Source organism: Limnoglobus roseus (assembly GCF_008254045.1).
In the GTDB taxonomy this organism is placed as follows: Bacteria; Planctomycetota; Planctomycetia; order Gemmatales; family Gemmataceae; genus Limnoglobus; species Limnoglobus roseus.
On sequence record NZ_CP042425.1, the window covers coordinates 1,787,587 to 1,800,834 of the forward strand.

At 63.3% G+C, this 13,248-nt stretch carries 14 protein-coding genes and 1 tRNA gene; 8 read left to right on the forward strand and 7 right to left on the reverse strand.

What is annotated here, in order from left to right:
• Nucleotides 1-270 precede the first annotated feature (270 nt).
• Together PX52LOC_RS07290 and PX52LOC_RS07295 are read left to right on the forward strand one after the other, a co-directional pair.
• Nucleotides 271-693 carry a DUF6157 family protein gene (locus PX52LOC_RS07290; protein ID WP_149109470.1) on the forward strand — a complete coding sequence of 141 codons (423 nt, stop codon included), beginning with the start codon at nt 271-273 and terminating at the stop codon, nt 691-693.
• A 43-nt stretch (nt 694-736) separates the two neighbouring features.
• Nucleotides 737-1,978, forward strand: a complete 1,242-nt coding sequence (locus tag PX52LOC_RS07295; protein WP_149109471.1) for a glycosyltransferase — start codon at nt 737-739, stop codon at nt 1,976-1,978.
• Nucleotides 1,979-2,038: 60 nt separating this feature from the next.
• On the opposite strand, the gene PX52LOC_RS07300 is transcribed toward PX52LOC_RS07295, so the two are convergent.
• Nucleotides 2,039-2,377 (reverse strand): hypothetical protein, encoded by a 339-nt coding sequence (locus tag PX52LOC_RS07300; protein WP_149109472.1) that lies wholly within the window; start codon nt 2,375-2,377, stop codon nt 2,039-2,041.
• Between the two features lie 164 nt (nt 2,378-2,541).
• Nucleotides 2,542-3,633, reverse strand: a complete 1,092-nt coding sequence (gene mnmA, locus PX52LOC_RS07305) for a tRNA 2-thiouridine(34) synthase MnmA (protein ID WP_149109473.1) — start codon at nt 3,631-3,633, stop codon at nt 2,542-2,544.
• Nucleotides 3,634-3,800: 167 nt separating this feature from the next.
• Here mnmA and PX52LOC_RS07310 point away from each other — a divergent pair, with 167 nt between their 5' ends.
• Nucleotides 3,801-4,634, forward strand: a complete 834-nt coding sequence (locus PX52LOC_RS07310; RefSeq protein WP_149109474.1) for a hypothetical protein — start codon at nt 3,801-3,803, stop codon at nt 4,632-4,634.
• A gap of 10 nt (nt 4,635-4,644) precedes the next feature.
• Here the strand turns inward: PX52LOC_RS07310 and scpB are convergent, their stop codons facing one another.
• Nucleotides 4,645-5,307 (reverse strand): SMC-Scp complex subunit ScpB, encoded by a 663-nt coding sequence (scpB, locus tag PX52LOC_RS07315; protein WP_149109475.1) that lies wholly within the window; start codon nt 5,305-5,307, stop codon nt 4,645-4,647.
• Between the two features lie 91 nt (nt 5,308-5,398).
• On the opposite strand from scpB, the gene mscL reads away from it, so the two are divergent.
• From mscL to PX52LOC_RS07340, 5 genes are all read left to right on the forward strand, one after another.
• On the forward strand, nt 5,399-5,860 hold the full coding sequence (gene mscL, locus PX52LOC_RS07320) for a large-conductance mechanosensitive channel protein MscL (protein WP_218575290.1): 462 nt from the start codon (nt 5,399-5,401) through the stop codon (nt 5,858-5,860).
• A 140-nt stretch (nt 5,861-6,000) separates the two neighbouring features.
• Nucleotides 6,001-6,918, forward strand: a complete 918-nt coding sequence (locus tag PX52LOC_RS07325) for a DUF1559 domain-containing protein (RefSeq protein ID WP_149109476.1) — start codon at nt 6,001-6,003, stop codon at nt 6,916-6,918.
• Nucleotides 6,919-6,939: 21 nt separating this feature from the next.
• Nucleotides 6,940-7,338: a hypothetical protein gene (locus PX52LOC_RS07330; RefSeq protein WP_149109477.1), complete on the forward strand. Its 399-nt coding sequence runs from the start codon at nt 6,940-6,942 to the stop codon at nt 7,336-7,338.
• Between the two features lie 96 nt (nt 7,339-7,434).
• Complete coding sequence (locus PX52LOC_RS07335) at nt 7,435-9,609, forward strand: DEAD/DEAH box helicase (RefSeq protein ID WP_149109478.1); 2,175 nt, start codon at nt 7,435-7,437, stop codon at nt 9,607-9,609.
• 160 nt (nt 9,610-9,769) lie between these two features.
• Nucleotides 9,770-10,171: a hypothetical protein gene (locus PX52LOC_RS07340; RefSeq protein WP_149109479.1), complete on the forward strand. Its 402-nt coding sequence runs from the start codon at nt 9,770-9,772 to the stop codon at nt 10,169-10,171.
• A gap of 87 nt (nt 10,172-10,258) precedes the next feature.
• Here the strand turns inward: PX52LOC_RS07340 and PX52LOC_RS07345 are convergent.
• The 4 genes from PX52LOC_RS07345 to acs all read right to left on the reverse strand — a co-directional run bounded on the left by PX52LOC_RS07345 (nt 10,259) and on the right by acs (nt 13,162).
• A tRNA-Leu gene (locus PX52LOC_RS07345) sits at nt 10,259-10,342 on the reverse strand.
• A 37-nt stretch (nt 10,343-10,379) separates the two neighbouring features.
• Entirely contained in the window at nt 10,380-10,613 is a 234-nt protein-coding gene (locus tag PX52LOC_RS07350; RefSeq protein WP_149109480.1) for a hypothetical protein, read from the reverse strand.
• Entirely contained in the window at nt 10,606-11,184 is a 579-nt protein-coding gene (locus tag PX52LOC_RS07355; protein ID WP_149109481.1) for a zeta toxin family protein, read from the reverse strand. Before PX52LOC_RS07355 ends, PX52LOC_RS07350 begins: the two co-directional genes overlap by 8 nt.
• Nucleotides 11,185-11,215: 31 nt before the next feature.
• A complete protein-coding gene (acs, locus tag PX52LOC_RS07360) occupies nt 11,216-13,162 on the reverse strand; it encodes an acetate--CoA ligase (RefSeq protein ID WP_149109482.1) in 1,947 nt (648 codons plus the stop codon).
• Nucleotides 13,163-13,248 lie beyond the last annotated feature (86 nt).

A 13,248-nucleotide genomic window follows, 5' to 3' on the forward strand; every position in this document is an offset into this window, starting at 1 on the left:
AGGAGCGGACGCGAACTTTTCGTGAGGAAACCAAGCCGTTCGGGCGACGGCGAGACTGTGCGCGTGGTGACATAAAAATGATAAATTCAAAGTTTGAGGCTTGAGAGATGGTTAAAATTTACCGTAATTCCGATTCAATTACAATTCTTCTTCCGTGCCCGAATTGCGTGATTTCGGTTTTTGTTAGAATCTCCTCTTGCACTTGTTCAGGTTACGTATCACGATCCGGCCGCAGTTTCATGATCCGCCGAAAATGAGTAGTCTTTTCGGATGAAGCCAATCACCAACACGTTTGTTGTCGTCGCGTCGGACTGTCCTACCCCAACGGCCGTCGTGCCGATGGCGAAAGCGGAGTCACCGACCATCGCGGTCATTCAGTACGAACTCCTTACGGGCAAACCGTATGCGATGACGCTCGAAGACCTGATCTTTGCCACGCACGTCCGCAAGTTGGGGCTGTCGAAGGCAGAGATGAAATCCCAGGCCGACGCGATTCGGGCGGCGCTGTTCGCGAAATCGCACCCGTGCATGAGGGCGTCGCCGCTGCCGAAGCGGTATGGCTGGGGCGTCCACCACGACTCGAAGGGGCTGATCGCTCTCTACGCGGCCGAGTCGCCGGAGTATCGGCACTTCGCGGCCGGCGGCGACGGCGTGGAAGTCGTTCCGGCGATGCGGAGTAAGCGGGCGGGGTGAGAGTGCATTCCCCGCTCTCGGCCGCTCTTCCTACTCTTTCCCCATGAACATTCTCCTCACACCCGTCGGCAGTCACGGCGACGTTCACCCGTTCGTCGGCCTCGGCATCGCCCTGAAGCAGCGCGGCCATTCGATCTCACTGATCGCCGCCGAGCCGTACCAACCGCTGGCCGAGAGGCACGGCTTCGATTTCGCGCAGGTCGGAACGAGCGAAGAATTCCAGCGGATGGCTCACGATCCGATGCTGTGGCACCCGTCGAAGTCGATGCGGGCGGTGTTCAACCGTGAACTCCTGGAGAAGTACCTGCCGCTCGCGTATGGGGCAATCGAGTCGCGGTACGTCCGCGGGCAGACCCTTCTCGTCGGTGGTTCCCTGGCGTTCGCGGCGCGGATTGCGAACGAGAAACTCGGCATTCCGCTGGCCAGCGTTCACCTGCAACCGATCACCATTCTGAGCGTCACCGACCCGCCGAAGTTTCCGGGGGCCCCGCACACGAAATACTTCCCGCGGTGGGTCCGCCCGCTGATCTACTGGTACGGCGAGCGACTCGTCCTCGACGGGTTCCTCGCCGCGCCGGTGAACGGATTCCGAGCCACCCTTGGCCTGCCGCCGGTCAAGCGCGTCTGGGGGAAATGGCGGCACTCGCCGCAATTGATCCTCGGCCTGTTCCCGAAGTGGTTCGCCACCGCCCGCGATTGGCCGGCCCACTTCCACCAGACCGGTTTCATTCGCTACGACCAGGGCGAGGCAAAGGCGTTGCCGCCGGAGGTCGAAGAGTTCCTGAACGCGGGCGAACCGCCGGTCGTGGTCAGCTTCGGCTCGGCGATGCGGCAGGGGCGGCCGTACTTCACCGCCGCGGCCGAGGCGTGTCGTCGGCTGGGGAAGCGGTGCATGATCCTGGCGAAGAACGGCGATCAGATTCCGCCGGACCTGCCGGCCGGGTGCCGGCAGTTCGACTACGCGCCGTTCAGCCTCGTGTTCCCGCGGGCGGCGGCCGTCGTCCATCACGGCGGCATCGGTACAACGGCGCAATGCCTGGCCGCCGGCGTACCGCAATTCGTGATGCCGTTGGCGTTCGACCAACCGGACAACGCCGACCGCCTGGAACGCCTCGGCGTGGCCACCTCGTTGCTCGCGGCCAAGTTCACCGCCGATCGGGCGACGAAAAAGTTAGACGAACTGCTCCGCAACGGGCGGATCAAAGCGGTGTGTGAATCGGTACGGTCGAAGATGGAAGACGACCCGCTGCCGCGGACGTGCGAACTGATCGAGGGAATCGTTTAAAGTTGTAGGCCGCACCAATACAAACGCCCGGCATCGGGCCGGGCGTTTGAACGAAGGCGATCAGGACAGTACGTCAATCAGTTGGTGGATTTGCCGCGCCCCCAGCCGGGTGACGAGTTTCCGCAGCAGGATCACGTCGTCGGCGATGTTCATCGGCTCGCCCTTCGGGGTCGCGCCGGCCTTCGCCGGTCGCCCCGGGGTCTTGGCCTTCGCGCCCTTCGGACCCTTCTTGATCATCGACTTGTAGGTCGAGATCATCTGGGTGTTCATGTCCTCGTTGCTCGCGTCCTTAATGTGCTTCTGAATCTCGACCGGCTTGGCCTTCGGGCCGAGCGCTTCCATTGCGTCCCGGACCAGTTGCATCTTGTTCGGGCCTTCGCCGCGCTTCCCACTCGCCATTTCGAACCTCGGTCTTGCGAAACTGGACAGTCGGAGTGACTATCAGAGAACCATCATAAATACATAGTGTTGGCGGGTGCAAATGGAAAGGAACCCGAATTGAAATCTTAATATTGACGACGGGTTGAAGTGTAACAATTGGTCCCGCATGGGCGGCGGGTGGATTATCGGACCGCTGCCTCGATCCAGCCGCCGCCGAGGACGCGAGGGCCGTCGTAGAAGGTGACCGCCTGCCCCGGCGTGACCGCCGCCTGCGGTTCGGCGAACGTCACGTCCGCCCCGCCCTCCGGGGTGGCGACGACCGTGGCCGGACTGCCGGCGTGCCGGTAGCGGATCTTTGCCGTCACCGCTCGCAGTTCGGTCGGCGGTTCGGTGAGCCAGTTGATGCGCGACGCCACGAGGCCATTCGCGAGAAGCTCCACTTCCTCGCCGACGACGACGGTGTTCGTGTCCGACACAATTTCCAGCACGAACCGCTTCTTGCCGCCGCCGCCCACGCCGAGACCCTTCCGCTGGCCGATGGTGAAGCGGTCAATGCCGTCGTGCTCGCCGAGGACCGTGCCGTCCGATTCCACGACCACGCCGGCCTTCTGCATCTCAGGCCGCCGCCGGCGAACCACATCGACGTGGTTGCCGCTCGGCACGAAACAAATCTCCACACTGTCCGGCTTCGTCGCGACGCTCTGCAAACCCGCTTCGGCGGCGATGGCGCGAATCTGCGGCTTCAAGTACCCGCCGACCGGGAAGATGAGGTGGTCCAACACCTCCCGCTTGATGCCGTGGAGGACGTAGCTTTGATCCTTGTCGGGGTCCACACCCTTGTGCAATTCATTGCGCCCATCGGCCCCCTTCAACACCTGCGCGTAGTGGCCGGTGGCGATGAAGTCCGCGCCGAGTTGCTGGCCGAACTTCCAGAGTTGGCCGAACTTCAACCAGTTGTTGCACACCACGCACGGGTTCGGCGTGCGGCCCTTGAGGTACTCGTCGGCGAAGTAGTCAATGATCTGGTTGAACTCGGCCTCGAAGTCGAGCGCGTAGAACGGGATGTCTAGCCGGTCGGCCACGCGGCGGGCGTCGCCGGCGTCGATGGCCGAGCAGCAGCCCTTCTTGTTCTCGCGGCGGTGATCCGGTTCCTCGGTGTGTGTGCCGGTTCGCATGAACAGGCCGAGCACGTCGTACCCCTGCCGCTTCAGCAGCACGGCCGACGCCGAGCTGTCCACGCCGCCACTCATTGCCAACACGACCCGCGCCGCCATAACTGTTTCGCCCCTCGTGGTGAGTCCTTTGACATTGTAAGGAATGCCGCTTGAAGGAGGGGGCAAAACGAGTTGAAGGTTCGGACCCGGCTGGGTGCTTGACAGCCCTTTCACGGCCCGTTACAGTTTTGGGTTACCCTCAAATTGATCCTGTTGGATGTCCGCCCATGCCCATCGAATTTGCTTGCCCCTGTGGGAAGTCGTACTCCGTGGACGAAAGCCTCGCGGGCAAGCGGACCAAGTGTCCGGCCTGTAAGGCGGCCCTCGTCGTGCCGACGCCCCCGCCGCCGGAGGAATTCGGCGACTTCGAAATTCTGGAGGACGAAGAAGACGAAGTCGTCGAAGACTTCGAGTACGCCGAGGATGAACCGGAACCCGTCGCGGCCGTCGCCGACAAGCAGGCCCCGAAATCCGACGGCTTCCCACCGGACGAAATCTCCGAGAACACCATCGGGTACGAGTGCGGCTTCGGCGGGACGAACGTCTATCGCATCGTCCGCGTGGGGAATGAACTGCTCTTCCTCGACGCCGGGCCGTTCTTTCAAGGGCTGAACTCGGCCCAATCGTCCGTGGAGGGGGCGGCGGCCGGGGCGGGCCAAGGCGGGATTACCGGCGGTCTGATGGCGGGGGCCATCGCCGGCTCGGTCGCGGCCCTCGACGAGATCAAGCAGGCCAAGGCCGAGAAGCGGGCCGAGAAACTCGACAAGATGTCGGCCAAGCAGATGCGGGCGGAGTCCGAAGAGGGCAAGGTGAGCTTCCGGGCGAAAGCCGACGACCTGTCCGACGTGCGGTTCGACAAACTCTCGTTCTTCCGCGACAACCAACGGCCGAAGAACGATTGCGCCGGCGTCCTCCGCTTCTCCCACGCCACCGCGGGCGACAAGCGGCTGTACCTCGTCAAGATGGCCGAGTTGAAGAAGGCCGTCTACCTGTTCGTCGACATCCTCGGCCCGAAGGCCGTCACGGTGAACCTGGCCGTGAAGAAGAAGCGGAAGCGATAAGAGTCGCGCGTTACCCCGGCGCTTTCAGCGATTCGACTTCGGGCAAGTCCTTCAGCGTGTTCAGCCCGAACGCCTGGAGGAACTGCTTCGTCGTGCCGTACAACTGCGGGCGGCCGAGGGAGTCGTGCCGGCCGGCGATTCGCACCATGCCCTTCTCCATCAGCAGGCGGATCAGTTCGGTGCAGTTCACGCCGCGGATCTTCTCGATTTCCGCCCGCATGATCGGTTGTTTGTAGGCGATCACCGCGAGCGTCTCCATGCCGGCCGAGGTGAGTCGCACGTCGTGGCCGGTCCGCCGTAATCGCACGAGCCACGGGTGGTAGTTCGCCCGCGTGAGCAGTTGGAACCCGCCGGCGAGTTCCACGACCTGGAACGGCGTCTCGTCGGCGTCGTACAGGTCGCGCAGCCGGTGCACGAGTTTGCGGGCTTCCCCGGCGTCCTGTAGTTCGGCCGCCTCCGCGATCCGGCGGGCGAGCAACGGTTCATCGGCGAGCATCAAGGCCGCCTCGACGCGGGAGAGTTTCGGGTCGCGGCCGAGCGGGTCAACGGGGGCGGGAGTGAGAGTGGGCTGCCCCAACAGCACGCGGACGGCCATCGGCGCGCGGGCATTCGCGGGCCGGACGGAGTAAGGTCGGGCGGTCGCGGGACCGCGTGTTGTTGTGCGATTGGGCATCCTGTCTCCTGTCGATCAGTATGGCAGTCCGCCGCCGGTCTGGGTAGATTGCCCCGTGGTTCATTTCCCCCTCGTCCGAAGGAGTTGGCCCATGAGTCTGGCGACCGAATTCAAAGCGTTTGTCATGCGCGGTAACGTGGTCGACCTCGCGGTCGGCATCATTATTGGGGCCGCGTTTAGTGCCATCGTTACATCACTGGTCAGTGACATACTCACGCCTCCGATTGGGAAGCTAACGGGAGGGGTGAATTTCAATGAGCTATCCATCGACTTGCCCGGCACGATGCTGGACCCGAAGCTGAAGGATAAGACGCCGGAAGAGTTGAACAAGATTCCAGAGGGTGAACGAAATATCCCGGTCAAAATCGCCTACGGCAAGTTCCTCCAGAAGCTGTTCGACTTCCTCATCATCGCCTTTTGCTTGTTCATGATCATCCGGGTCATGAACAGACTCCAGAAGAAGGAAGAGGCCAAGCCGAGCGAACTCACGTTGAGTGAGAAGTTGTTGATCGAGATTCGGGACGAGTTAAAGAAGGCCCCGGCCGACCGGTAAGGGCGACCGCAGCCCGGGTCGGGCAATCTAGAAAAGAGGGATGTTAGTCTCTAGATTAAACCATGCCCTGTCACACACTCCCATTTCGGGGGATCTGTGGTTTGATCCGCTCTGTGTTCATGGCAAGTCAGGAGTCGTCTATGTCCTCTCCCACCCGGCGCACGCCCCCCAATCGGGGGCGTGCCGCGTTCACGCTCATCGAGTTGTTGGTGGTGATCGCGATCATCGCCATCCTCATCGGCCTGCTGTTGCCGGCCGTGCAGAAAGTCCGCGAGGCCGCCGCTCGCGCCAAGTGCACCAACAACCTGAAGCAAATCGGCGTGGCGATGCACTCGTACCACGACACGGCGGGCAATCTGCCGCCGGCCATTCAGGCGAACCCGGCCGGCGTGAACCGCTACGGTTGGGGCGTGTTCATCCTGCCGTACATCGAACAGGCGCCGCTGTTCGCCCTGATTAACGCCGGGGATCCGTACGCCACGACCGTGACGATGCCCGCCCCGTCGGCGACCAACGGGTTGCAGACCCGCATCGCCACGTACCTGTGCCCGTCCGACACGAACAACTCGGACGTCAACGAGAACTTCCAGAACTACGGCAAGAGCAACTACACGGTCAACAACACCGTCTGCGATTACGCCACGAAAGTCAAATTGCTGGCCATCACCGATGGGACGAGCAACACGTTCATGGTCGGCGAGCGGGACATGAACCTCGGCATCGGCGCGATCTGGCCGGGCCGCACGACCCAGACGGGCGGTGCGAACCTGTCCACCGGGCAGTGGCGGCCGAACCAAAAATACCTGGGTACGAAGCCCGGGTGCTGCGGCGGGGACACGTTCAGCGGCCACGACGGGTGTACCCGCATTATTTGGTCCAGCAGCCACACCGGCGGGTGCAACTACGCCTTCGCCGACGGCTCCGTGCGGTTCATTCGCGACACGGTCGAGACCGACCCGACCGCCGTCGGCGGGTCGAGCTGTGCCGCCCCGAAGACGAACTACACGTACCAGAAGCTCAGTCACATCGACGACGGCTTCGTCGTTTCCGTCGAGTAACCCTCACCCAAAGGAGATGGCATGAGACGCATTGCCCTTCCCCTCATGGGGGTACTCGTTCTGGCCGTCGCGGGGTGCGGAAGCTCGACCGCTTCGGTCACCGGCGAGGTCAAGTACGACGGTCAGTCGATCCAGTACGGCACGATCGCGTTCCTCCCGGTTGGCGAGGGGAAAAAGGTCGGCGGCCCGATCGAGAACGGCAAGTACACGATCGCCCCGGAGTTCGGCCCGACGCCCGGCAACTACAAGGTGGAGATTCACTGGAATAAGCCGACCGGGAAGAAGACCTTCAACGCCGACTTGAATCAAGAGTTGGACGTGCAGGCCGAGGGCTTGCCGGACAAGTACCACGCGAAGACCGAGTTGACCGCCGACATCAAGGGCGGCAGCAACACGGTGAACTTCGACCTACAGAAGTAACCACCGGCTTACATCCCAACACCCCCGCGGGTCATCCCGCGGGGGTGTTGTCGTTTCCGGTAAGATGCCTGTGCCCTTCCCTCCGGAGACGTGCGCATGCTGCGTGAGGAACAGATCGACATCCGCCGGCAGCGGGCGAAGGCGAGCCGGTTCGTCATCGAGAACCTCACGAAGAAGCGGGTCTTCTCCGAGTACCGCGTCACCAACCCCGAGAGCAAGGGGCAGTACACCGTCACCGTCCACGGGTTCGACGTGGGCGACAATTCCTGCACCTGCCCGGACTTCAAGTCCAACACCCTCGGCACCTGCAAGCACATTGAGGCCGTTCTCGAAGAGTTGAAGGATGACCTGCCGGCTCACCTGCAAAAGAAGAAGGCCACGTTCACCCGGCCGGAAGTCTACCTGCACTACGGCGACCCGTGGCGCGTCGGCGTCCACCTGCCCGCCCGCCACTCGGACAAACTCGGCCAACTGGCGAAGCGGTTCTTCGACGACAAGGGCCTCTGGCACGGCAAGGGCCGGTTCGAAGACCTGATCCCCGAGATTCAGCGCGTGCCCGAAGAGGTGACGGTCCTCTCGGACGCGATGGAGTACATCGAGCGCGAGGTCGAGCAGGCCGACATGCTCCAGAAGGAGCGGGCGTGGCTGGAGCAACTCGGCGAGGGCAAGATCGACTGGCAACCGCTGCACGTCCCCCTCTACGACTACCAGATGCGCGGGGCGATCTTTCTGGCTTGCCGCGGCCGCAGCATCCTCGGCGACGACATGGGCCTCGGCAAAACGGTGCAGACGCTCGCAGCCGTCGAGATACTAGTCCGCGAGCGGAACATCAACCGCGTGCTGGTGATCTCCCCGTCGTCGGTGAAGTACCAGTGGGCGACCGAGATTCAGAAGTTCACCAGCCGGGCCGTGCAGATCATCGACGGCAGCCCGGAAGCCCGCCAGGCGCAGTACCTCGAACCGACCTTCTACCGCCTTGTGAACTACGAACAAGTGGTGCGGGATCGCGACGCGATCAACGCCTGGAAGCCGGACGTGGTGGTACTCGACGAGGCCCAGCGGATCAAGAACTGGGAGTCGAAAACGTCGCGGGAAGTGAAGCGGCTCAAGAGCCCCTACGCGATGGTGCTGACCGGCACGCCGTTGGAGAACCGCCTGGAGGAACTCTTCAGCATCGTGCAGTTCGTGGACGAGCGCCGCTTCGGACCGGCATTTCAGTTCTTGAGCGATCACCGCATCCTCGACGCCGACGGCAACCTGAAGGGCTACCGCAACCTCGACACCATTCGCGAGAAGCTCGAACCGATCTTCCTCCGCCGCACGCGGGCCGAGGTGCTGACGCAACTGCCGGCCCGCACTGACAACACCGTCTTCGTCGAACTCAGCGACGAGCAGCGGCAGCCCTACGAAGACCAGAAGACGATGCTCGCCCGGCTCATGCAGAAGGGCTACCTGACGGACGTAGACCGCAAGCGCATCCTCGCGTGTATCGTGAACATGCGGATGGTCTGCGACAGCACGTTCCTGTTCGACAAGCAGACGCACGTCTCGCCGAAGCTGGACGAACTCGCGGAACTCATCCCCGAACTGCTGGAAGACGACGCGCACAAGATCGTCGCGTTCAGCCAGTGGGAGACGATGGTCAACGAGGCCGCGGCGCTGTTCGCGAAGCTCGACGTGGGCCACACAATCCTGCACGGCGGCCTGCCCGGCAAGGAACGGCAGGCGGTGCTGAAGAAGTTCCAGACCGACCCGGAGTGTCGGGTGTTCCTCAGCACCGACGCGGGCGGCACCGGCCTGAACCTGCAAATCGCGGACACGGTGGTGAACCTGGAACTGCCGTGGAACCCGGCCGTGCTGGAGCAGCGGATTGCCCGCGTCCACCGCATGGGCCAGAGCCGCCCGGTACGAGTGGTGAACCTCGTCACCCGCGGTACGATCGAGGAGCGCGTCCTGCGGACGCTGGAGCAGAAGCAGAACCTGTTCGCCGGCATCTTCGACGGCGACGACGACGAGGTGACGTTCACCAACGTCGCCAGCGGCACGCTGATGAAGGCCGTCCGCGACCTGCTGACGGACCCCAAGGCCGGCGGCGAAGCTGTGGCGACGGCGCGAGCCACGATCCCCGGCGGTTCCGACGTCTGGCGGGCGGCGGCGGCGTTCCTCGAATCGCTGGCCGCGAGCGAAGCCGGCCCGCCGGACGACGTGAGCGAGCTGGTGAAGGCCGCGATCCAGAAGCTGCGAACCCGGCTGGAACAGCGGCCCGAGTAGCCGAAATTGTTGGGGAATGACCCAATCAGGTCATTGCATTCGGAAGCGGTCCGGCCCTATCATTCCCGTACAAATCCGCCCGGTCCCGTTCGGGACTCCGGCCGTGCTGCCGGGCCATCGGCACGGCTCACAACTCTCGGCCCACTCCCGCGGGTGATCCATGGCTGCGCCGACCTTCACAGTGCCGAACGTCTACCACCTCCACGGTGGCGGCATCCACGTCACGTATTCCACGACGAGTATCAGTGGGCAGCCGCTCTTCTCGTACCACGATACCCACGGCTCGCACAACTTCATGGGCGATCAGATCACCGTTGAGAAGACGAGCATCGGCAACCTCGTGACCGTCGTCCTTCGCCTCACCCCGGACGCCGGCAGCACGAGTTTCAGCGTCCTCATTCCGATCGTGAACCTGACCGGGCCGACCCACCCCTCGCCGGTTCAAACCGAGGGGATCACAACGATCCACCGCTTCTCGATCAACCCGGCCCTCCTGCACGGCCAGATTGAGTTGTACCACGTCACGCCGCTCCACGGGACGGCAAACCAAGTTCCGTTTTAACGGGTTGTGGGGGGGCGTCGGCTCACCGCGCCAGCAAAAGAAAAAGGGTTCACGGCCATTCTCGCCGTGAACCCTTTTGTCGATCAGTGCCGAGGACAGGACTTGAACCTGCATGCCCTTGCGAGCGCTAGCACCTCAAGCTAGTGCGTCTGCCAATTCCGCCACCTCGGCGTGTCGATAGAGAATTATGGGAGACGGCCGGGCAATTTCAAGGGGTCTCTTCCATCGTCTTTGGCCGGCCGAACTCGTCGAGGCCGTACCGGGCGAAGATTTCCGCCGGCGGAATCCAGACCACCTTGCCGTTGCCGTCGGATTCGCACACCGAACGCCCCATGCGAGCGTGTTCGAGCAAGGCGTCGCGGGTCGAACGCGAGTGGGAATCTTGAACGGCCGTGCTCAACGCGCGAAGTTCGGATATCCGATCTTGGACTAACTCAGCCATGATTTTGACTCCTTTCGAACGCGGCCCACCGATCAGGGTCCACGACTTCCAAATAGTCGTTAGCGAACCCACACCCGATCAGTCGCTTATCGCCGAACGAGTTCTCGTTCACTTCCCAAACGTCGGCGTGCTGGCGGTACAACTCAAAGAAGTTGCGGACGCTCCGGGAGTAGCGTTGACGAATTGTATCATCCGGCACGAAGTGCCCTCCCGATTTTACCCGACTCGCAACTCGGCCGATGGCCAACTCGGGACTTTCGAGCCAATAGTAGAACAGGTACACCTCATACCCCGCGATTCGCAAGTCTCCCAGCCAACTTGCGTAAGTCCGCGCGGCCAGAGTCGTTTCGAAGGCGAAACTCTCTCGTTGTTCGGCCAACCGGTCCATTTGTTGGAGCATGATCCGGCCAGCCCGAAACGCCTCGGCTTCGGGGTTTAACCCGTTCAGCCCACGAGCAATCGCGTCCGCGTTCACGAACGTCGGAATTTCCAGAACGCGGGTCAACAGATCTTGAGACGCCGTTGTCTTCCCGGCCCCGTTGATCCCGGCTAGCACGACGACTCTAGGCATGACGTCCTCCCTTCGCGGACCGTCAACGGGCTTACTCCTCGTCTGCCCGCAGTTTCGCGAGGACGCCGTAGTCTTCCAGCGTCGTCGTGTCGCCGGTGCCGACGCGGTTCGCGGCGATGTCCCGCAGCAGCCGGCGCATGATCTTGCCGCTGCGAGTCTTCGGCAGCGTGTCCGTGAACTTGACCTCGTCCGGCCGGGCCAGCGCGCCAATCTCTTTCGCCACGTGGGCTTTCAGGGCCGCCTTCAGGTCGTCGGTCGGGTCGTTGCCCTGTTTGAGCGTCACGAAGCAGCAGATCGCTTCGCCCTTCAGGTCGTCCGGGCGGCCTACGACGGCGGCCTCCGCCACTTTCGGGTGGTTCACCAGGGCACTCTCGACTTCCATCGTGCTCAGCCGGTGGCCGCTGACGTTCAGCACGTCGTCCACGCGGCCCATCACCCAGATGTACCCGTCGTCGTCCTGCCGGGCGCCGTCGGCCGTGAAGTAGACGCCAGGGTAGTTACTCCAGTAGGTGTCTTTGAAGCGTTGATCGTCGTTGTAGATCGTCCGCATCATGCTCGGCCACGGCCGCTTGACGACCAAGAAGCCGCCGGCGTTCGCCGGGACTGGCTTGCCGTCCTTGTCCACCACTTCGGCCGCGATACCGGGCATCGGCTTCGTGGCACTTCCGGGCTTCGTCGGGATCGCCCCCGGCAGCGGCGTAATCAAGATCGAACCCGTTTCGGTCTGCCACCAGGTGTCCACGATCGGGCAACGGCCGCCGCCGATGACCTCGTGGTACCACATCCACGCCTCCGGGTTGATCGGCTCGCCGACGCTGCCGAGCAAGCGAAGCGAAGTCAGGTCGTGCTTCTCGACGTGCTGATTGCCCCACTTGATGAACGCGCGAATGGCCGTCGGGGCGGTGTACAAGATGCTCACGCGATACTTCTCGATCAAATCCCAGAAGCGGTCCTCGGCCGGGTGGTTTGGAGCACCCTCGTACATGAGGATGGTCGAGCCGTTGGCGAGCGGGCCGTACACGGTGTACGTGTGGCCGGTGATCCAGCCCACGTCGGCGGTACACCAGTACACGTCGTCGTCCTTGATGTCGAAGATCCACTTGTGCGTGAGGCTGGCGCCGAGCATGTAACCGCCGGTGGTGTGCAGTACGCCCTTCGGCTTACCGGTGCTGCCAGACGTGTACAGGATGAACAGCGGGTGCTCGCTGTCGAGCTGTTCGGCCGGGCAGTCGGCCGACGCTTTTGCCATCACGTCGTGCCACCACACGTCGCGGCCGTCTTTCATCGTGACCGGGTGGTTGCAGCGGTTGAAGACCACGCACGTCGTCACGCTCGGCGACTTGGCGAGGGCCGCGTCCACGTTCTCCTTCAGCGGCACGATCTTGCCGCGCCGCCAGCCGGCGTCGGCGGTGATGACGACCTTCGCCTGCGCGTCGTTGTTGCGGTCGGCGACGGCTTCCGCCGAGAAGCCGCCGAAGATGACGGAATGCACCGCCCCGATGCGGGCGCAAGCGAGCATGGCGATCGCCGCCTCTGGCGTCAGCGGCATGTAGATCGTCACGCGGTCGCCCTTCGCCACGCCGAGCGTTTTGAGCGCGTTCGCGAACTTGCACACTTCACGGTGAAGCTGCTGGTACGTCAGCGTGCGGGTGTCGCCGGGTTCACCCTCCCAGATGATGGCGGCCTTGTTCTTGCGGCCGTTCGTCAGGTGGCGGTCGATGCAGTTGTCGCTGGCGTTGATCGTGCCGCCGACGAACCACTTGGCGAACGGCGGGTTCGACCAGTCGAGCACCTTGTTCCACTTCTTGAACCAGTGCAGGCTCTCCGCCTGGGCCGCCCAGAAACCGTCGGGGTCTTTGTCGGCCCACGCGACGAGCCGCTCGCGCTCCTCGGCCGACACGTTCGCCTGTTGGGTGAACGCCTCCGACGGGGCGAACACGCGGGATTCCTTGAGGACGCTGGTGATGTTGGTGGACATGGGAGGGTCCTGGGGTGTTGCGGAAGTTCGCCGTTGATCGCCGGCGACGTTGGGTATAATCATCGGGACTCGGACACCGAACGACC

Excerpts from the sequence above, each read along its gene's own strand:
- PX52LOC_RS07355 (WP_149109481.1), bottom strand. The coding sequence starts at position 11,184 with ATGCCTAGAGTCGTCGTGCTAGCCGGGATCAACGGGGCCGGGAAGACA.
- mnmA (WP_149109473.1), bottom strand. The coding sequence starts at position 3,633 with ATGGCGGCGCGGGTCGTGTTGGCAATGAGTGGCGGCGTGGACAGCTCG.
- PX52LOC_RS07300 (WP_149109472.1), bottom strand. The coding sequence starts at position 2,377 with ATGGCGAGTGGGAAGCGCGGCGAAGGCCCGAACAAGATGCAACTGGTC.
- acs (WP_149109482.1), bottom strand. The coding sequence starts at position 13,162 with ATGTCCACCAACATCACCAGCGTCCTCAAGGAATCCCGCGTGTTCGCC.
- scpB (WP_149109475.1), bottom strand. The coding sequence starts at position 5,307 with ATGCCCAATCGCACAACAACACGCGGTCCCGCGACCGCCCGACCTTAC.
- PX52LOC_RS07330 (WP_149109477.1), top strand. The coding sequence starts at position 6,940 with ATGAGACGCATTGCCCTTCCCCTCATGGGGGTACTCGTTCTGGCCGTC.
- PX52LOC_RS07325 (WP_149109476.1), top strand. The coding sequence starts at position 6,001 with ATGTCCTCTCCCACCCGGCGCACGCCCCCCAATCGGGGGCGTGCCGCG.
- mscL (WP_218575290.1), top strand. The coding sequence starts at position 5,399 with ATGAGTCTGGCGACCGAATTCAAAGCGTTTGTCATGCGCGGTAACGTG.
- PX52LOC_RS07290 (WP_149109470.1), top strand. The coding sequence starts at position 271 with ATGAAGCCAATCACCAACACGTTTGTTGTCGTCGCGTCGGACTGTCCT.
- PX52LOC_RS07295 (WP_149109471.1), top strand. The coding sequence starts at position 737 with ATGAACATTCTCCTCACACCCGTCGGCAGTCACGGCGACGTTCACCCG.
- PX52LOC_RS07350 (WP_149109480.1), bottom strand. The coding sequence starts at position 10,613 with ATGGCTGAGTTAGTCCAAGATCGGATATCCGAACTTCGCGCGTTGAGC.
- PX52LOC_RS07310 (WP_149109474.1), top strand. The coding sequence starts at position 3,801 with ATGCCCATCGAATTTGCTTGCCCCTGTGGGAAGTCGTACTCCGTGGAC.
- PX52LOC_RS07335 (WP_149109478.1), top strand. The coding sequence starts at position 7,435 with ATGCTGCGTGAGGAACAGATCGACATCCGCCGGCAGCGGGCGAAGGCG.
- PX52LOC_RS07340 (WP_149109479.1), top strand. The coding sequence starts at position 9,770 with ATGGCTGCGCCGACCTTCACAGTGCCGAACGTCTACCACCTCCACGGT.